This is a genomic window from Aquamicrobium terrae (assembly GCF_040545735.1).
GTDB lineage: Bacteria > Pseudomonadota > Alphaproteobacteria > Rhizobiales > Rhizobiaceae > Mesorhizobium > Mesorhizobium terrae_A.
This window is the reverse complement of record NZ_JBEPML010000001.1, coordinates 104777-123261: the sequence shown is the minus strand read 5'-3', so window position 1 is coordinate 123261 and position 18485 is coordinate 104777. Positions and strand designations below refer to the sequence as shown.

Sequence of the window (18485 nt, the reverse complement as noted above, 5' to 3'; positions counted from 1 at the left end):
AATTATATTACAACGAAAACGATTGTGCTGCTTATTCAAGATCTTGCGCGACGGAAGCCAGAAGTCGCTCGAGGGTACGAAATGTGGAACCGTCGGCGATTCCATCCACCCGGCGGGGCCGAAAATGGCGCTGGAACGCCTCGACAACGATGCGCGTCTGCGCATCGTAGGCGCCGGTGATCTCCACGCCATAGCCGTAGAGCGCCAGCATGGACTGCAGTTTTTCCACGTCCGGCCCGCTGTCGCCCTCGCCAAGGCACGGCCCCGAAGAGATCGGCGACGGCTCGACCAGATGGCCGACACCCGCCTCGAACAGGCTCTGCCAGGGAAACTTCTCGCCCGGATCGACCTTGCGCCCCGGGGCGACGTCGGAATGGGCAAGCACCTGCACCGGCGGCACCCGATGCCGCTCGACGATGCCCCGGCACAGCGCGATGACGGCCTCGATCTGCCGTTCCGGAAAAGGGGCGTAGCCCAGTTCATGGCCCGGATTGACGATCTCGATGCCGACCGAACAGGAGTTTATGTCGTTCACGCCCCGCCACGAGCTCTTGCCGGCATGCCAGGCGCGATCGCTCTCGCGCACCATCTGCACGATGCGGCCGTCCTCATGCACCAGGTAGTGCGACGAGACCTCGCTTTCGGGATCGCACAGCCGCTCCTCGGCCGCATGGCCGCTCGCCATGCCGGTGTAGTGCAGGATGATCATGTCCGGGCGCTGCCCGTCGCGCCTCGGCCCGAAATTGGGCGAGACCCTGACTTCCGCTCCTGGATGGTCGGGGGCGAAGCCGCTCATGCCGCCTGCAGGCTCCGCTCGATGATCTCGTAGGCGGCATTGATGGCCGCCAGCCGCGTGGTGGCGATGGCGATGAATTCCTGCGGCAGCCCGCGCCCCATCAGCTTGTCAGGATGGTTTTCCGCCACCAGCCGGCGATAGTGCTTCTTCACTTCGGCCAGCGGCCGGCCGCGTTCGATGCCGAGCACGACATAGGGATCGGCGACGCCAAGCTGGACATGGCGCGCAAGTATCGTCTGGTAGTGGTCTTCCGCGATGCTGAAGATCTCGGCCACCCGATGCAGGAAGCCTTCCTCGCGTTCATGCAGGACGCCGTCGGCGGTTGCGATGTAGAACAACCCGTCGAGTATGTCCTCCAGCATCATGCAATTGGGGCCGCCATTGCCGCAGAGCCCCGCCATCTGCCGCGCATAGGCTTCGAAACCGGCCGTATCGCGCTTGGCGAGGTCATAGAGGCGGGCGACATTGTGCGCCTCCTGCGGCGGCACCTCGAAAATCGCCTGGAAGGCCCGCACCTCGTCCTGCGTGACGACGCCGTCGGCCTTGGCCATCTTGGCGGAAAGCGCGATCATGGCGACTGAAAACGCCACTTTCCGGCGCAGTTCGGGGTCGCCTGCAAACAGGGTGCGCACCGCCTCCACCATGTCGGCCACTCCGGCGGCCGTAGAGGAGGAAAGACGCTGGATGAAATCGCCAATGCGGTTCCAGATGGACATGGGGGCTGTTTAGAGCATCGAATCGAAAAGGGGAATCACTCCCACAAAAAAAGCCGGCGCGAAAAAGGCCGGCATGAAAAAGGGCCGGCAAGGCCGGCCCCTTCGGGAGGATGGCAACAGAGCTTATTCCGCAGGCTGAGGCGTTGCATCGGGCTGCGAGCCGCCGTCGCTCGGCGCCGGCGTGATGCTCTGCGTGGTCGAGCCATCCGTGGCCGGAGGCGTGGCGGGAGCCGTGGAATCGGGAGTCATCGGCTGCTCGCCCGCCGGCGGCGTGGTGCTCTGCGTCGTAGTGGCGTCGGAACCGCTGTCGCTGCACGCGGCGATGCCGAACAATGCCAGAGCGGAAACCGATGCAAGAACGAGCTTCTTCATTTTATGTCTCCTTACAAACATTCACACCCCCCCCTCATGGACGGTTGCAAATGTAATGCCGAAAGACGCTATCTGTTTCATAACGTTGCGTTTCGGCCTGTAACAGCTTCTTGCGGCGGCCACTCCTGCCTATTCGACGGAACGTATTTCACCCGCCTCGAAGCCGCCTTGAATCATCGCATGAGCTTCCAGACTCCAAATCTGTGCAGTACGGCGCAAGCCTTTGCTTTTGCATTATTATCGGCAATGATCTTCTATTCTTGCCCGCCCGGCGGGTTGAGCGCCGCCACCAAGGCCGACACCAGAAGCTCCGGCCCGTAGCCGAGCTTCTTCGGCGTCAGCCCCATGCGCACCACCACCATGCGTTGTGAAGGGATAACGGCAACCGTCTGCCCGTCATGGCCCTTCAGCCAGAACGTATCTGCCGGCACGCCCATCCGGCTGCCATTGCCGCCCGGCACCTCCAGCCAGACCTGGCCCCGGCCATAGACGCCATCCGAGGCCGGCGCCGGCTCGCGCATCCAGGACACGAAGCCCGGCGGCAATATCTGCTCGCCGCTCCACACGCCGCCCTGCAACAGGAACTGGCCGAGGCGTGCCCAGTCGCGGGCGGTGGCATAAATGTAGGAGGAACCGACGAAAGTGCCGCTCTCATCTGCCTCGATCACCGCGCTGTCCATGCCGAGCGGCGAAAACAGCGCCCGGCGCGGCCATTGCAGCGCCTCGCCGGCATCGCCCAGAGCCTCCTGCCACAGCCGCGAAAGCAGCACGGCGGTTCCGCTCGAATAGGAAAACACCTCGCCCACCGGCGCCGCCAGCGGCTTGGCGCCGGCGAAGCCCGCCATATCCGGTTCCAGATAGAGCATGCGGGTCACATCGGTGACATCGCCATAATCCTCGTTGAACTCGAGGCCGCTCGACATGGCCATCAGGTCGGCAAGGGTGATCGCCGCGCGCCCGTCCGCCTCCCAGCCTGGAAGCAGGCGATCCTTCTCCAGCGACATCCTGCCGTCGCGCAGCAGCGTGCCGATGATCGCGGCATTCACCGTCTTGGACATGGACCAGCCGAGCAGGGGCGTATCTGCTGAAAAACCCTCGCCATAGCGTTCGCCGGCGATGCGCCCGTCACGCACCACCACGATGGCCCGCAGGCCCTCGCCCGCAAGGTTGTCGTCGGCCAGAACGGCGGCAACCTCCGCCGTGGCCGGCTCGACCCGTTCACCCTCAGGCCACGCCGCATCCGGCGGCGGCGACGGCATCGGCATATCCGGCAATTGCGCAGCGCTGGCCCGCGCCAGGTCGCCGTCCGGCACATTGGCGCAGCCGAGCCCGCCGCGCGCCACAGCCACGCTCTCGCCCAGAAAGCCGAGCAGCCCGGCGCGCACGACCTTTTCGTCCCGGTCCACCGAAACCCGCATCAGCTTCAGCAGCGGGTGGCCCGGCGCCTGCACATCCACTTCCAGCACCTGTTGCGGGTCGCGGCCGGCAAGGAAGACATTGGAGCAGACGATCTTGGCGGCATAGCCGGAACCGACGCGGATCAGTTCCGGCGGCGCCGCATAAAGCCACGCGAACAGCCCTGCAATGGCGACGAGAAGGAGCAGCACCAGCGTCCGCAACAGTCTGAAGATCAGCCGCATCGCTTCCCGCCCCTCGATTCGCCGCGCATTTCCCCTCATATTTGCGGTTCTGCCGGTGGCCATCAACCGAATATCAACCATGTTCGGCAATCACCGGGACAGGGCAATTCCAGAAAACGGAAGCGCTCCGAAGCGGCTCGGGCATCCACCGCAGCCATCAACGGGTTTGGGGAACACGATGCGCCGACTTGCACCGCTTCTTGCACTGGCTCTGCTCGGCGCCTGCTCCGCCACGCTCGAGGACATGGCTCCGACAGGTGCGCCCTCCGCATCGACGCCGGCCGGCACCGCCGGCAAGGCGCCCCGCTTCGGAGACAGCGACCCCCACGACTGGCAGGGCGCAGCACCTTGGCACTATGCCGTGCACGGAACCGACGTCTCCAAATACCAGACCTCGGTCGACTGGAATCAGGCCAAGGCGGCCGGCATCTCCTTTGCCTTCATCAAGGCGACGGAGGGCGGCGACCGGCTGGACGACTATTTCAAGCAGCACTGGCGCGACGCCAAGGCGGCCGGCGTGCCGCGCGGCGCCTATCATTTCTACTATTTCTGCCGGCCGGCGGCCGAGCAGGCGCGCTGGTTCATCGCCAATGTGCCGAAGGACCCCGCCGCGCTGCCGCCGGTGCTCGACATGGAGTGGAACCCGCATTCGCCGACCTGCAGGCTGCGCCCGCCGCATGAAACGGTCCGCCGCGAAATGTCCATCTTCCTGTCCATCGTCGAGAAGCACTACGGCAAGAAGCCTATCATCTACACCTCGATCGACTTCTTCGACGACAACAAGCTTTCGACCTTCCACGGCTATCCCTACTGGCTGCGTTCGGTCGCCGGCCACCCTTCCATGCGCTATGGCTCGCACCCCTTCACCTTCTGGCAATATACGGGCACCGGCATCGTGCCAGGCATCAGGGGCAATGCCGACATCAACGTCTTCAACGGCACCCAGGCCGCCTGGCAGAAATGGCTGCGGCAGAACACCCGTTGACAGCGTAAAGCCAATCGCATTCATGGTTCCGGCCATGGCTCATGCCCGCTTTTCGACATAAGCGGCGGCCATAGAGCACGCCTTGAGAGCAATTCCAGCAAAAGTGCGAAGCGGTTTTGCGTTCGGAATTGCGTCAAAATTAAAGGATTGGAGCGTTTCTGCGATTCGGAGAAATGCGGAAATGCTCCAAAGAGGCACTGCCCAAAACCGTCGAGCAGGAAGGACACCCATGCGACCGCCTATTCTTGCCATCGCCACGCTGCTGACGGCATTTTCCGGAGTTGCCGCCGCCCAGGAATGCGGCATCGATTTCGAGGCTTGGAAGCAGGGCGTGGCCGAAGAAGCCCGTGCCGCCGGCGTCGGCGAAGCCGGCCTGGGGGCGCTGCAGGGGGCCGACATCGACACCCGCGTTCTGGCCCGCGACCGCTCGCAAGGCGTGTTCTCGCAGACCTTCGTCGAGTTCTCCGGCCGCATGATCTCGGACTACCGCCTCAAGCACGGCGCGGCCAACATGCGCAAATACGCCTCCGTCTTCGACCGGGCCGAGCAGGAATACGGCGCGCCGGCGCCGGTCATCACCGCCTTCTGGGCGCTGGAAACCGATTTCGGCGCCGTGCAGGGCGAATTCCCGACGCTCAACGCGCTGGTGACGCTGGCCCATGATTGCCGCCGCCCGCAACTGTTCCGCCCGCATCTGGTGCCGCTGCTGACCCTGATCGACCGGGGCGTGCTGCCCGCCGATGTCAAGGGCGCCTGGGCCGGCGAGATCGGCCAGACCCAGATCCTTCCGGCGGATTATCTCAACAACGGTGTCGATGGCGACAATGACGGCATCGTCGACCTGCGCAACAGCGCCCCCGACGCCATCATGACGACGGCCAAGAAGATCCAGTCGCGCGGCTGGGTCCCCGGCCAGCCGTGGATCGAGGAGGTTCGCCTCCCCGACGACCTGCCCTGGGAAGAGACCAGCCGCACCAACAAGCTGCCCATTTCGCGCTGGAACGAATGGGGCGTGACCCATCGCGACGGCAGCCCGCTGGAGGACAACGGCCTGACCGCCGGCCTCGCCCTGCCCATGGGCCGCAAGGGTCCCGCCTTCCTCACCTATGATAATTTCGAAGTCTACCTGAAGTGGAACCAGTCCTTCACCTACGCGCTGACGGCGGCCGTGCTTGCCACGCGCCTCGACGGTGCGCCGCCCTACGATCCGCGTTCGCCGGAGCCGGGCCTCAGCATGGAGCAGATGAAGGAATTGCAGCGCAAGCTGGAGGCCAGGGGCCACGATGTCGGGACCGTGGACGGCATCCTCGGCACCAACACCCGCGATGCGGTGCGCCAGGAGCAGATGCGCCTCGGCTTCGCCGTCGACGGATGGCCGACCCCCGACCTTCTGATGAAGCTGTAGGCCGGCTGCCGGGACCGAATCCGGGTTGCCGCCGCAGGCCGCATCCGCCGAAAGCGGTAACAGGCAACCGGGCGGCGAAATGCCGGATTTACGGATTCCAGCCGCACCCCGTCACAATTTATGCACAAAGCTTAAGGGCATTTTCGCCAGCAATTTCAACGCATGTACGGAAAACGATCCACAAATCCGCCGCAATGCAGCAAAATTTTCGCTTGTCTGTTGGCCGAATATTTCTAGATTCCATGAATAGCTTTTCAGAAGGAGGCTATCCATGGGACTTACAAGGCCGCTAAACGCATTGATAGTTTGCGCCGCTTTCGCTTTCGTCGGCGCTCTGATCATAGGCGTTCTTCCTTGACCCGCATAAGCCGGTAGGCCAGTTAAAAAGACCCAGTACCTGAAAACATGGATCAAGCGAAAGGCCGGGCTCCACCCCCGGCCTTTCTTGATTCTGCCTTATCAAAGGTTCGAAACGGCCTTTCAGGCGGCAGCGGACTTCGCACTGGCACCCTCGTTCGGGCGCGGGCGGATGCCGATCATATGGCACACGGCATAGGCGAGGTCGGCCCGGTTCATGGTGTAGAAGTGGAAATCCCCCACCCCGCGCTCGATCAGGTCCTGCACCTGCTCGGCGGCCACAGCGGCGGCGACGAGCGCGTGGGTCTGCGGGTCGGCCTCCAGCCCGTCGAAGCGCTCGCGTAGCCACGCCGGCACGTGCGCGCCGGCCCGCGCCGAGAAATTGGCGACCTGCACAATGTTGTGCACCGGCAATATGCCCGGCACGATGGGGATATAGATGCCCGCCCGGCGTACCCGCTCGACATACCGCTCATAGATGTCGTTGTCGAAGAAGAACTGGGTGATCGCCCGCGTGGCGCCATTGTCGACCTTGCGCTTGAGCATGTCGATGTCGGTGGCGAAATCCGGGCTCTCGGGATGCTTTTCCGGATAGGCGGAAACGGAAATGTCGAAATCGCCCTGGCGGCGCAGCGCCGCCACCATTTCCGCGCCGTTGGCATAGCCTTGCGGATGCGGCTGGTAGCCGGTGCCGACGCCGGAGGCCGGGTCGCCGCGCAGCGCCACGAAGCGCTTCACGCCGAGTTCCGCGAACTGGCGGATCACCGCATCGACCTCGTCGCGCGACGCGTCGATGCAGGTCAGGTGCGCGGCGGGCGCAAGATGCGTCTGATGCAGGATGCGGGCGACGGTGCGCGCCGTGCGCTCGCGCGTCGAGCCGCCGGCGCCATAGGTCACCGACACGAAATCCGGGTGCAGCGGCTTCAGGCGGGTGACGGTCTCCCACAGGCGCGCTTCCATCTCGTCCGTCTTCGGCGGGAAGAATTCGAAGGAAACGCGGATGCTGTCGCCGAGATCGGGGCGACGCGAGAAACGGAACTGACTCATCAGGCAACTTCCCCGATCTGGGCTGCATGTAGGGTTTGTGCGGGATCGGCGATCAGCAGGCGCCGATCGCGGCCGAGCCACAGCTTGACGATGAGCTTGGCGCCGTTGTTGCCGCGCGGCTCGAACTCCTGGCTGCTTTCAAGGTCGAGCCCGGCTTCAGCGAACCATTCCTCGATCTGCTTGTCCGAGAAGCCGAGCCGCTGGTGGGCGTGCTCCTCACGCAGGAATTCCAGCGTGTGCGGCGCGAAATCGACGATGATCAGCCGGCCGGACGGACGCAGCAGCCGCGCCGCCTCGGCGATGGCGCGGGCGGGATCGTCGAGATAGTGCAGCACCTGGTGGATGGTGACGAGGTCATAGGCATCGCGCTCGACCGGCGGCGCGAAGATATCGCCCTGCCGCACCTGCGCATTGGTGATGCCGGCGTGGTCCAGATTGGCGCGCGCCACGGCCAGCATCTCGCGCGACATGTCGATGCCGACGCCGCGCCGGTAGAGCGGGGCGAGAATCTCGAGCAGCCGCCCGGTGCCGGTGCCGAGGTCGAGCATGGACTGGAACGGTCGCTTCCCGACCAGCTCCAGCAGCGCCGCCTCCACGGCCCTGTCGGGCACATGCAGGGAGCGGATCTCGTCCCAGCTCGCGGCATTCTGCGAAAAATACTCCGTCGCCCTCTCCTGCCGCCGGCGCTTCACCGTGGCGAGCCGCTCCATGTCGCGCTCGACCTGCGGATCGGCGGTATCGATGCCGGCGATCAGCCGCAGCACGAAGGCGCGCGCCATATCCTGGTCGGAAAGGCGGAAGAACGCCCACGAGCCCTCCTGGTAGCGGCCGATCAGTCCCGCTTCCATGAGCAGCTTGAGATGGCGCGAGACGCGCGGCTGCGACTGGCTGAGGATTTCGGTAAGGTCGGAGACGGTGAGGTCGCCCTGCGCCAGCAGCACGAGGATGCGCAGCCGGCTGGATTCGGCAGCCGCCTTCAATGTATCTACCATCGTATCGAGCGCGACGTTCATGTCCTTGCCCATCCGGAAAGCCACTCAAGAAAGATATAAAGATATGTTTATGTCATTTTCGGCAAAAGTGCAATGGGTGATTTGCTCTGCCCTGTGGACGGGCGGGAGGCGCTAGCCATGTTCGAGCCACGCACGGACGAACGGACCCTGGCTGACGATCCCGCGCGGATGGAGCCGGACGGCCATGTCGTCTTCATCGGCCGCATTGCCTCCCCGTGGACGGAGCGCGCGGACTGCCCGAAGAACATGCGCCAGGCGCGCGAGCGCAATGCGACGGCGACTCTTGTGCTGGACCCCGCCTATCGGGAAGGCCTTGCCGGGCTCGAAGGCTACAGCCACGTCCATATCCTGACCTGGCTGCACCATGCGCCGCGGAATCTGATTGTCCAGAAACCGCGCCATGCACCTGATGCCAAAGGTGTTTTCGCTCTGCGCTCGCCGGCGCGGCCGAACCCGATCGGATTGCATACGGCGAGGATCGTCCATATCGATGCCGGGACAGGCACGGTGGAACTCGACGCCATCGACGCGCTGGACGGCACGCCGGTGCTCGATATCAAGCCCTATTTCCCCTCTGTCGATGCCATCGCCGAAGCGGCAATCCCCAGCAGGGACCCTGCATGAATCGCGCCACCGGGCGGCAAAAAGCCATCGCCAAGGCGCTGACCGCGCTGCTGCCGACGGCGCCCTATGCCGATATCGAGAAGATCCGCGCGGAAGCGGGCGCTCCGCATCTCAAGTCCCTGCCCGCTTCGATCGCCGTATGGCTGGCGACGGTCGCCCATATCCGCCATGCCCACACCGACTACGAGAAGCTTCTGGCCGAAGGCTACGACCGCGATTCGGCCCGCTTCTTCGTCGTCGACGAAATCAATTCATGGCTGACGAAGTGGCGCGCCACGCGGCTGCTCGACCCGGACGACGACGACGTTTGAGCTCCCGCGTCAGCCCTTGCGCACGGCCACGATGAACAGCCGCTTGAACCCGAGCAGCACCTTGCCGTCGGCCTGCACGGCATAAGCTTCGCTTACCCGTTCCAGATAGCGCGCCAGGAACGCCTGCCGCTCGCCCTCGTCGAGCACATCCAGATAGGGCTTCAGCCCGGTCGACTTCACCCATTCCATGATCGCTTCCGGCCCGGCAAGCGGATGGTTGTAGTGGGTGTGCCAGATATCCAGCCGGCCGCACAGCGGCTTCAGCAGGTCGTAGTAATAGCCGACCGGCGGCAGGGGCGCCCGACCGGCGCCGGCCATCTTGGCGGCAAACGGCATTTCGGCGGCCGTCTCGCGCATCAGCCGGTGCGAGGGCTCGCCCAGATTGTCCGGCATCTGCACGGCCAGCGTGCCGCCGGGCGCAAGCTGGTCCATCAGCCGCACCAGAACCTGCGGATGGTTGGGCAGCCACTGGAACACGGCGTTGGCGAACAGCACGTCCACCTTTTCCGCCGGCGTCCAGCTTTCGGCATCCGCCAGCTCGAAGCTGACACCCGACAAGCGCTTGCGGGCTTTTTCCAGCATGTCCGGCGAGGTGTCGATGCCGGAAATCTCGGCCTGCGGCCAGCGCTCGACCAGCAGTTCAGTGGAATTGCCCGGCCCGCAGCCTATGTCGACCACACGCCCGGGCTCGACCGCCGGCACCTGCGCCAGCAGATCGCGAGAGGGGCGGGTGCGCTCGTCCTCGAACTTCAGATATTGCGTCGCCGACCAGTCCTGCATGGTTTCCCTCCCGGGCAAAAGCAAAAACGCCCCGCTTCTGGCGGGGCGTTCGGAGCAAAGATCAGCGCGTCAGGCGCTTGTAGGTCATGCGATGCGGGTTGACCGCCTCGGGGCCGAGCCTGCGGATCTTGTCCTGTTCGTAGTCCTCGAAGTTGCCCTCGAACCATTCGACATGGCTGTCGCCCTCGAAGGCGAGGATGTGCGTCGCCAGACGGTCGAGGAACATGCGGTCGTGCGAGATGATGACGGCGCAGCCGGCATAGTTCTCCAGCGCGTCCTCCAGCGCCGCCAGCGTCTCGGTGTCGAGGTCGTTGGTCGGCTCGTCGAGCAGCAGGACGTTGCCGCCGTTGCGCAGCATCTTGGCCAGGTGCACACGGTTGCGCTGGCCGCCCGACAGGTTGCCCACCTTCTGCTGCTGGTCCTGCCCCCGGAAGTTGAAGGACGAGCAGTAGGCGCGGGTGTTGGCGTCGAACTTGCCGAGCTTGACCACTTCGGCGCCGCCGGAAATCTCTTCCCACACGGTCTTGTTGGGGTCGAGCGCATCGCGGCTCTGGTCGACATAGCCGAGCTTGACCGTCTCGCCGATACGGACCGTGCCGGCATCCGGCTTTTCCTGTCCGGTGATCATCTTGAACAGCGTGGTCTTGCCAGCACCGTTGGGGCCGATGACGCCGACGATGCCGCCGGGCGGCAGCTTGAACGACAGGTCCTCGATCAGAAGCTCGTCGCCGAAGCCCTTCGACAGGCCCTCGACCTCGATGACGACATTGCCCAGCCGCTCGCCATAGGGGATGACGATCTGGGTGTCGCTCGGACGGCGGTTGTTGGCCTGTTCCAGAAGTTCCTCGAACGCCTTGATACGCGCCTTGGACTTGGTCTGGCGGGCCTTGGGGCTCGACTGGATCCACTCGCGCTCGCGGCCGATGGCGCGCTGGCGCGCGTCGTCCTCGCGGCCCTCCTGCTTGAGACGCTTGGCCTTGGCTTCCAGATATTTGGTGTAGTTGCCCTCATAGGGGATGCCGCGGCCACGGTCGAGCTCAAGAATCCAGCCGGTGACGTTGTCGAGGAAGTAGCGGTCGTGGGTGATGAGCAGCACCGAGCCCTTGTAGGCGCGCAGGTGCTTTTCCAGCCACGCCGTGGTCTCGGCGTCGAGGTGGTTGGTCGGTTCGTCGAGCAGCAGCAGGTCCGGCTCTTCCAGCAGCAGGCGGCACAGCGCCACGCGGCGGCGCTCGCCGCCCGAAAGCTTGGTCACGTCGGCGTCCTTGGGCGGACAGGCCAGCGCGTCCATCGCCATCTCGACCTGCTGCTCGAGGTCCCACAGGTTCAGGCGGTCCATCTCGTCCTGAAGCCTGGCCGATTCTTCCGCCGTCTCGTCGGAATAGTTCATCATCAGCTCGTTGTAGCGCTCGATGATGGCCGTCTTCTTCGCAACACCGTCCATGACGTTCTCGAACACAGTCTTGGACGGATCGAGCTGCGGCTCCTGCGCGAGGTAGCCGACGGTCGCGCCCTCGGCCAGCCAGGCCTCGCCGGTGTACTCCTTGTCGAGCCCGGCCATGATCTTGAGGATGGTCGACTTGCCGGCGCCGTTCGGGCCCAGGATGCCGATCTTGGCATCCGGGTAGAAGGAAAGATGGATGTTCTCCAGCACCTTCTTGGTGCCGTAGGCCTTGTTGAGGCCGGCCATGTGATAGATGAACTGGCGTGCCACGCGCGCTATTCCTTGAATAAGGGTGATTGGGGGTCGCGCGCTATGTAGGCGAAAGACCGCCGCGGGGCAATGCCCAAGCTCGTCCCGCGACCCTTGCTGCGGCAGATGCCGGCCGCCGCGTCAGGGTTTTATGTAGGTATAGCCCTGCTGTTCCAGATAGCTGAGCTCGGCCACGCCGGAAGGCACGATATCGTCCTCGAACACCTCGAACAGGTCGTTTTCATAGTCGATCTTGCGGCTGGTGAGCGTGTTGTTGCACACCAGGAACGACACGTTCTGCGTCTTGAGGCTGGTGACGGCCGATTGCAGGGACAAATCGTCCTGCGCCGCCATCAAAAGCTTCACGCCGTCGCCATGCAGCACGACCTTCACGTCGATATTGTCCTTGCCCACCGCATTGACATGGTTCTGTACATTGACCAGCGCCGCCTTGTAAGCCTTGCTCTCCGGCCCGCCATCGCCATTGATATGGTAGACCACTTTCTGCTTGCCGTATTTTTCCGCCGCGCCAGCATGGCCGACGACAGCGATAGCGGACAGGATTGCCATGACGAGCACCGCACCGATCTTGAATTTCATCCCGATTTCCTCCTCTGAACGACACATCGATATATCATGTTATTTGCATGTTAAACCCATCATGCGGAATTCGCCACCTGCCGCCGTCGCCGGCGAAAGGCGGGCGACTGCTCCGCATCGGCAAGAAAGCGCCAGTGGAAAAGGCGGAAACAGGATATGACTTTCGACGGAAGACGCACCCTCACCTCCCCGACGGGAGCGGCGCTGAACCTTTATGTCGAGCACGCAACGGCGCCTGCCCGTGGCGTCGTGCAGATCAATCACGGTCTTGCCGAACATGCCGCGCGCTATGCGCCGTTCGCCGATTTCCTCAGCCAGCGCGGCTATCATGTCTATGCGCATGACCATCGCGGCCACGGCTTCACCCGCGCGCCCGATGCACCGCCCGGCCGCTTCGCCGGACAGGATGGGGTCGAAGCGCTGGTGGCCGACGTCGATGCCGTTCACGACCTCATCGCCCAGGACCATGCCGGCCTGCCCGTTGTCGTCTTCGGCCACTCCATGGGCGGCATGATCGCGCTCAACTATGTGCTGCGCCATTCGCGCCGCATCCAGGCGGCGGCGGTGTGGAACTCCAATTTCCAGGCCGGCCTGCCGGCACTGGCCGCAAGGGCGATTCTGGCATGGGAACGCTTCCGCCTCGGCTCCGACGTGCCCTCGCGCCTGTTGCCGAAGCTCACCTTCGAGGCGTGGGGCAAGGCCATCCCCGGGCATCGCACCCTCTTCGACTGGCTGTCGCGCGATCCGAAACAGGTGGATGCCTATATCGCCGACCCGCTCTGCGGCTGGAACGGCTCGGTCTCGCTGTGGCTGGACCTGTTCCGCCTTGCCGGCAACGGGGCGGCCGACGCGAATTTCGGCGACGTGCGCAAGGACCTGCCCTTCCATCTGGTCGGCGGCGCGCACGACCCAGCCACCGATGGCGGCAAGAGCGTCAACCGCCTTGCCGGCCGCCTGCGGCGCATGGGCTTCTCCGACGTGGCCGCGACCATCTATCCCGACACCCGCCATGAGAGCCTCAACGAGGTCAACCGCGAGTTGGTCATGGACGACTTCGCCTCCTGGCTCGAACGGGTTTGCCCCCGCGACGAAGCCGGCTCGGCAGGCCCGCGCGCCCGTCAGGCTGGCCCATTGCATGGCACGTGACAGGATCGGCAAGGCTTGCTAGAGCATGGCACCCGAAGGCGGGAACCGGTTTCGGGACAATGACATGCGCAAACCCTCCCGATGCAGTGAGTAGTCCATGGCCCCTCCTCCGCTGAAAGGCGTCCGTGTCATCGAACTGGCCCGCATCCTGGCCGGACCGTGGGCCGGGCAGGTGCTGGCCGATCTCGGTGCCGACGTCATCAAGGTGGAAAGCCCGCAGGGCGACGATACCCGCAAATGGGGACCGCCCTTCGTCATGGGCGCGGACGGTGAGAACCTTTCGGCCGCCTACTACCATTCCTGCAATCGCGGCAAGCGCTCCGTGACGATCGATTTCTCCACGCCGGAAGGCGCGGAGACGGTGCGCAGGCTGGTGGCCGACGCGGACGTCCTCATCGAGAATTTCAAGCTCGGCGGCCTGAAGAAATACGGCCTCGACTACGAGAGCCTGAAGACCGTCAACCCGAAGCTGATCTATTGCTCGATCACCGGCTTCGGCCAGGACGGCCCCTACGCGCCGCGCGCCGGCTACGACTTCATCGTGCAGGGCATGTCGGGCCTGATGTCGATCACCGGCGAGCCGGATCGCGAACCGCAGAAGGTGGGCGTCGCCGTCACCGACATCTTCACCGGCCTCTATTCGGTCATCGCCATCCAGGCCGCCCTTCGCCATGCGGAAAAGACCGGCGAAGGCCAGCATATCGACATGGCCTTGCTCGACACGCAGGTGTCGGTGCTGGCGAACCAGAACCTCAACTATCTGGTATCCGGCAACGCGCCGAACCGCATGGGCAATGCCCATCCCAACATCGCCCCCTACGAGGTGCTGCCGGTCAAGGACGGGCATTTTATCCTCGCCGTCGGCAATGACAGCCAGTTCGCCAAGTTCTGCGCCGTGATCGGCCGCGCCGAACTGGCCGCCGACCCGGCCTTCGCCACCAACGCGGCGCGCGTGGCCAATCGCAAGGACCTGCGGGAACATATGGTTCCGGCGCTGGCCGCCTTCGCACGCGCCGATATCCTCGCGGCGCTGGAAAAGGCCGGCGTTCCCGCCAGCCCCATCAACGACATCGGCCAGATCTTCGCCGATCCGCAGGTGGTGGCACGCGGCATGCGCCTCGACCTCGACGACGGCCACGGCAACAGCCTGCCGTCTGTGCGGGCGCCGATGGTGATGTCGGCCACGCCGCTCGCCTATGAGCGTTCCTCGCCGCGCCTTGGCGAGCATACACAGGAAATCCTGGCCGAACTGGAGCGGAAGACGCGATGAAGACGGGTGGACAACTGATCGTCGAGGCGCTGGAGGCCAACGGCGCCGACCGCATATTCTGCGTGCCGGGCGAGAGCTATCTCGCCGTGCTCGATGCGCTGCACGATTCCAGCATCCGCACCTTCGTGTGCCGTCAGGAAGGCGGCGCCGCCATGATGGCCGACTGTCAGGGCCGCCTGACCGGCCGCCCCGGCATCTGCTTCGTCACGCGCGGTCCCGGTGCCACAAACGCCTCTGCCGGCGTGCACATCGCCATGCAGGATTCCATTCCCATGATCCTGTTCATCGGCCAGATCGCCGGCCACGCCAAATATCGCGAGGCATTCCAGGAAGTCGACTATCACGCCTTCTTCGGCGACATCGCCAAATGGGTGGTCGAGATCGACGATGCCGCGCGCATTCCCGAACTGGTCACCCGCGCCTTCGCCGTCGCCACCTCGGGACGCCCCGGCCCGGTCATCGTCTCGCTGCCGGAAGACATGCTGGCGAGCGAGGTCGAAGCCCCGGTTGCGCGGCCGTTCACGCCGGTCGAGACCCGGCCGGGCGAAGCGGAGCTGGACGAACTGGAAAAGCTGCTCGGCGAAGCCAGGCGCCCCTTCGTCATTCTCGGCGGCACGCGCTGGAGCGAAGACGCAGTCGGCCATATGCAGGAAATCTCGGAAAGCTGGGCGCTGCCGGTCGGCGTCTCCTTCCGCCGCCAGATGCTGTTCGATCATCTGCACGGGAACTATGCCGGCGATGTCGGCATCGGGCTCAACCCGAAGCTTGCCGCGCGCGTGAAGGAGGCAGACCTGATCCTGCTGATCGGCGGGCGCTTCGGCGAAATGCCGTCATCCGACTACACGCTGATGAAAAGCCCCTACCCGGACCAGAAGCTGGTGCATGTCCATGTCGACGCCAACGAGCTTGGCCGCGTCTACCGCCCGACATTGGCGATCAACGCCTCGCCCGCCGCCTTCGTCGAAGCATTTTCGAAGCGAAAGGGACCGGCATCGCCCGGCTGGGCCGGAGAAACGGAGCAGGCCCATGCCGACTACCTCGCCTGGTCCACTCCTCCGACGACCGGCCCCGGCGCGGTGTGGATGGGCCCGATCATGGATTATCTCGAAGGCGTGCTGCCGGAAGATGCTATCATCTGCAACGGTGCCGGCAACTTCGCCACATGGATGCACCGCTTCCACCGCTTCCGCCGCTTCAACACGCAGGCGGCCCCCACCTCCGGCTCGATGGGCTATGGCGTTCCGGCCGGCGTCGGCGCGAAAAGCGTGTTTCCGGAACGCGAAGTGATCGTATGGGCCGGCGACGGTGATTTCCTGATGCACGGGCAGGAATTTGCGACGGCCGTCCAGTATGATCTGCCGGTGATCGTCGTCATCCTGAACAACGGCATATACGGTACCATCCGCATGCATCAGGAGCGCGAATATCCCGGCCGCGTTTCCGGCACCAGCCTGAAAAACCCGGATTTCGCCGCCTATGCGCGCGCCTTTGGCGGCCACGGCGAGACGGTAGAGAAGACCGAAGACTTCGCCGCCGCCTTCGAGCGGGCACGGGCAAGCGGCAAGCCGGCAATCATCGAGGTCAGGCTCGACCCCGAGGCGATCACGCCGGCCCGTACGCTGACCGACATTCGCGAGAAGCGGTAGCCGACCCTCCTTCTTCCCTTGTGGGAAAGTGCCTGAGCGCAGCGAAGGCGGATGAGGGGTTTCTTGCCGGCATCCGGTCGAAGCCCCTCATCCGTCTCGGCGCTACTCGCCACCGGCCCAAAAAATCGGCGGCTGGTCAGACCGCCGCCAGCGCCTGCGCCAGATCGGCGACCAGATCGTCGGGATGCTCCACGCCGATCGACAGGCGGATGGTGGTGTCGAGCACGCCGATGCGCTGGCGAACCTCCACCGGCACCCCTGAATGGGTCATCGCCGCCGGATGGCTGGCAAGCGACTCCGTGCCGCCGAGGCTGACGGCCAGCTTGAACACCTGCAATGCATTGAGGAACGCGAAAGCCGCCTTCTCGCCGCCGCGAATGTCGAAGGAAAAGGTCGAGCCGGCGCCGCTGCACTGGGCCTTGAACACCCTTGCGGCCGGCGTCTCGGGGTCGAGGAACGGCAGATAATGCACCTTGTCCACCTTGGCATGGTCGCGCAGGAACTGCGCCACGACATGCGCATTGGCGTCGGCCTTCTCCATGCGCAGCGCCAGCGTTTCCAGCGAGCGGCCGAGCATCCAGCAGGAATGCGGATCGAGCTGCGTGCCGATGGCGCCGCGCAGCGCCTTGATCGGCTTGATGACCTCCTTCGCGCCCATCGCCGCACCGGCGATCAGGTCGGAATGGCCGCCGACATATTTGGTGAGCGAGTAAAGCGACACGTCCGCGCCCAGTTCCACCGGGCGCTGGAACACCGGCCCGAGCATCGTGTTGTCGCACATCACTATCGGCCGGTGGCCCTGCGATTGCCCCAGCTCATCGGCCACCGCCTTCATCAGCGCCAGGTCGATGACGCTGTTGATCGGGTTGGACGGTGTTTCCACCAGGATGATCGACACCTTGCCCTTGGCCGCCGCTTCCTTCGCCGCCCTGCGCACCGCATCGCCGTCGACGCCGTCGGAGAAGCCGACCGCGCCGATGTCGAGCCCGGCCAGCGTGCGCGACAGAAGCGTCTCCGTGCCGCCATAGAGCGGCTGCGAATGCAGGATCACGTCGCCCGGCCGCGCATAGGCGAGCACCGCGGTGGCGATGGCCGACATGCCGGAGGAGAACAGCACGCAGCTTTGCGCGTTCTCGTACACCGCCAGCCGGTCCTCGACGATCTCGCTGTTGGGATGGTTGAAGCGCGAATAGACCAACCCCGCCGCGGCCCCCTGCGGCGGCTCCTTGCGCCCGGAGGTGTAGTCGAAGAAGTCGCGCCCCTCCTCGGCCGAGTGGAACACGAAGGTCGAGGTGAGGAACACCGGCGGCTTCACCGAGCCTTCCGAAAGCAGCGGATCGTAACCGTAGCTCAGCATCATCGTTTCGGGATGCAGCTTGTGATTGCCGATATGGGTTCTGGAAGGTTTTGGCGCGGTCATGGCGATCCCCCGGCGGCCTTGCGGCCTGACGTGTCGATGTTCTCGCACCGGGTTCCGCCGGAAAACGATTTTTTCCCTTCGGCCGGTGCCTCTGCGCAATCTAGCCAAAGATTGCGGTGCAGTCCTTGCTATTTCCGACCAATCATGGCTGGAGTCACGCAATTCCAGCCCACGAAAGGCGGATAATGACGCAGAAAATTGCCGATGAATTCGACCGCAGGATCCTGAGCGAGTTGCAGGCCGACGCCCGCCTGCCGAACATCGAACTGGCCGAGCGGATCGGGCTGTCGCCCTCGCCCTGCCTGCGCCGCGTGCGGCGGCTGGAGGAAAGCGGCGTCATTCGCGGCTATACCACGCTGGTCGACCTCGCCGCCTTCGGCTGGACCATGACGGCCATCGCCACCATCCGCCTCGGCCACCAGAACGAAGACGATATCATCATGTTCGAACAGGCGGTGCGGGAATGGGACGAGGTTCTGGAATGCCATCTCGTCACCGGCTCGCGCGACTATCTGCTGAAAGTCGCCGCCTCGGACCTCGGCAACTATGAGCGCTTCATCAAGGAGAAGATCGCGCGCCTCAAATGCGTCGCCTCGATCGAAACCAGCTTCATCATGAGCACGATCAAGGAGCGGCGCATCTGAGCGCGGCTTGTCTTGTGGGAAAG

General features: G+C 64.6%; 19 protein-coding genes. 8 read left to right on the top strand and 11 right to left on the bottom strand.

What is annotated here, in order from left to right:
• Positions 1 to 31: 31 nt before the first annotated feature.
• The 4 genes from ABID37_RS00535 to ABID37_RS00520 all read right to left on the bottom strand — a co-directional run bounded on the left by ABID37_RS00535 (position 32) and on the right by ABID37_RS00520 (position 3524).
• Entirely contained in the window at positions 32 to 796 is a 765-nt protein-coding gene (locus ABID37_RS00535; protein ID WP_354191995.1) for an N-acetylmuramoyl-L-alanine amidase, read from the bottom strand.
• Positions 793 to 1512, bottom strand: coding sequence for a TerB family tellurite resistance protein (locus ABID37_RS00530; RefSeq protein ID WP_354191994.1), 720 nt, complete (start codon positions 1510 to 1512; stop codon positions 793 to 795). Before ABID37_RS00530 ends, ABID37_RS00535 begins: the two co-directional genes overlap by 4 nt.
• Positions 1513 to 1635: 123 nt before the next feature.
• Positions 1636 to 1884, bottom strand: coding sequence for a hypothetical protein (locus ABID37_RS00525; RefSeq protein WP_354191993.1), 249 nt, complete (start codon positions 1882 to 1884; stop codon positions 1636 to 1638).
• A gap of 254 nt (positions 1885 to 2138) precedes the next feature.
• The gene (locus ABID37_RS00520; RefSeq protein ID WP_354191992.1) at positions 2139 to 3524 is read right to left on the bottom strand and encodes a serine hydrolase domain-containing protein; all 1386 of its coding nucleotides are present in this window, start codon (positions 3522 to 3524) and stop codon (positions 2139 to 2141) included.
• A gap of 178 nt (positions 3525 to 3702) precedes the next feature.
• On the opposite strand from ABID37_RS00520, the gene ABID37_RS00515 reads away from it, so the two are divergent.
• Both ABID37_RS00515 and ABID37_RS00510 read left to right on the top strand, forming a co-directional pair.
• On the top strand, positions 3703 to 4509 hold the full coding sequence (locus ABID37_RS00515) for a glycoside hydrolase family 25 protein (RefSeq protein ID WP_354191990.1): 807 nt from the start codon (positions 3703 to 3705) through the stop codon (positions 4507 to 4509).
• Positions 4510 to 4738: 229 nt separating this feature from the next.
• Entirely contained in the window at positions 4739 to 5914 is a 1176-nt protein-coding gene (locus tag ABID37_RS00510; RefSeq protein WP_354191989.1) for a lytic murein transglycosylase, read from the top strand.
• Positions 5915 to 6025: 111 nt separating this feature from the next.
• On the opposite strand, the gene ABID37_RS00505 is transcribed toward ABID37_RS00510, so the two are convergent.
• From ABID37_RS00505 to ABID37_RS00495, 3 genes are all read right to left on the bottom strand, one after another.
• Positions 6026 to 6256 (bottom strand): hypothetical protein, encoded by a 231-nt coding sequence (locus ABID37_RS00505; RefSeq protein ID WP_354191988.1) that lies wholly within the window; start codon positions 6254 to 6256, stop codon positions 6026 to 6028.
• A gap of 138 nt (positions 6257 to 6394) precedes the next feature.
• Positions 6395 to 7318 carry a methylenetetrahydrofolate reductase [NAD(P)H] gene (metF, locus tag ABID37_RS00500; protein WP_354191987.1) on the bottom strand — a complete coding sequence of 308 codons (924 nt, stop codon included), beginning with the start codon at positions 7316 to 7318 and terminating at the stop codon, positions 6395 to 6397.
• Positions 7318 to 8331: an ArsR/SmtB family transcription factor gene (locus ABID37_RS00495; RefSeq protein WP_354191986.1), complete on the bottom strand. Its 1014-nt coding sequence runs from the start codon at positions 8329 to 8331 to the stop codon at positions 7318 to 7320. The genes metF and ABID37_RS00495 overlap by 1 nt, the downstream gene beginning before the upstream one ends.
• Before the next feature lie 117 nt (positions 8332 to 8448).
• Between ABID37_RS00495 and tsaA the strand changes: the two genes are divergently transcribed.
• The gene (gene tsaA / locus ABID37_RS00490; RefSeq protein WP_354191985.1) at positions 8449 to 8955 is read left to right on the top strand and encodes a tRNA (N6-threonylcarbamoyladenosine(37)-N6)-methyltransferase TrmO; all 507 of its coding nucleotides are present in this window, start codon (positions 8449 to 8451) and stop codon (positions 8953 to 8955) included.
• Positions 8952 to 9266 (top strand): DUF2293 domain-containing protein, encoded by a 315-nt coding sequence (locus tag ABID37_RS00485; RefSeq protein ID WP_354191984.1) that lies wholly within the window; start codon positions 8952 to 8954, stop codon positions 9264 to 9266. Before tsaA ends, ABID37_RS00485 begins: the two co-directional genes overlap by 4 nt.
• A gap of 9 nt (positions 9267 to 9275) precedes the next feature.
• Here ABID37_RS00485 and tam read toward each other — a convergent pair whose 3' ends face one another.
• From tam to ABID37_RS00470, 3 genes are all read right to left on the bottom strand, one after another.
• Positions 9276 to 10046, bottom strand: a complete 771-nt coding sequence (tam, locus tag ABID37_RS00480; protein WP_354191983.1) for a trans-aconitate 2-methyltransferase — start codon at positions 10044 to 10046, stop codon at positions 9276 to 9278.
• 61 nt (positions 10047 to 10107) lie between these two features.
• Positions 10108 to 11757, bottom strand: coding sequence for an energy-dependent translational throttle protein EttA (gene ettA / locus ABID37_RS00475; RefSeq protein ID WP_354191982.1), 1650 nt, complete (start codon positions 11755 to 11757; stop codon positions 10108 to 10110).
• Between the two features lie 120 nt (positions 11758 to 11877).
• A complete protein-coding gene (locus ABID37_RS00470) occupies positions 11878 to 12336 on the bottom strand; it encodes a DsrE family protein (RefSeq protein WP_354191981.1) in 459 nt (152 codons plus the stop codon).
• Between the two features lie 156 nt (positions 12337 to 12492).
• Between ABID37_RS00470 and ABID37_RS00465 the strand changes: the two genes are divergently transcribed.
• From ABID37_RS00465 to ABID37_RS00455, 3 genes are all read left to right on the top strand, one after another.
• Entirely contained in the window at positions 12493 to 13482 is a 990-nt protein-coding gene (locus tag ABID37_RS00465) for an alpha/beta hydrolase (protein ID WP_354191980.1), read from the top strand.
• A 97-nt stretch (positions 13483 to 13579) separates the two neighbouring features.
• A complete protein-coding gene (locus tag ABID37_RS00460) occupies positions 13580 to 14752 on the top strand; it encodes a CaiB/BaiF CoA transferase family protein (RefSeq protein WP_354191979.1) in 1173 nt (390 codons plus the stop codon).
• On the top strand, positions 14749 to 16398 hold the full coding sequence (locus ABID37_RS00455; protein WP_354191978.1) for a thiamine pyrophosphate-binding protein: 1650 nt from the start codon (positions 14749 to 14751) through the stop codon (positions 16396 to 16398). The genes ABID37_RS00460 and ABID37_RS00455 overlap by 4 nt, the downstream gene beginning before the upstream one ends.
• A 136-nt stretch (positions 16399 to 16534) precedes the next feature.
• Here the strand turns inward: ABID37_RS00455 and ABID37_RS00450 are convergent, their stop codons facing one another.
• Positions 16535 to 17818: a cystathionine gamma-synthase family protein gene (locus ABID37_RS00450; RefSeq protein WP_354191977.1), complete on the bottom strand. Its 1284-nt coding sequence runs from the start codon at positions 17816 to 17818 to the stop codon at positions 16535 to 16537.
• 185 nt (positions 17819 to 18003) lie between these two features.
• On the opposite strand from ABID37_RS00450, the gene ABID37_RS00445 reads away from it, so the two are divergent.
• Complete coding sequence (locus tag ABID37_RS00445; RefSeq protein WP_354191976.1) at positions 18004 to 18462, top strand: Lrp/AsnC family transcriptional regulator; 459 nt, start codon at positions 18004 to 18006, stop codon at positions 18460 to 18462.
• Positions 18463 to 18485: the final 23 nt, after the last annotated feature.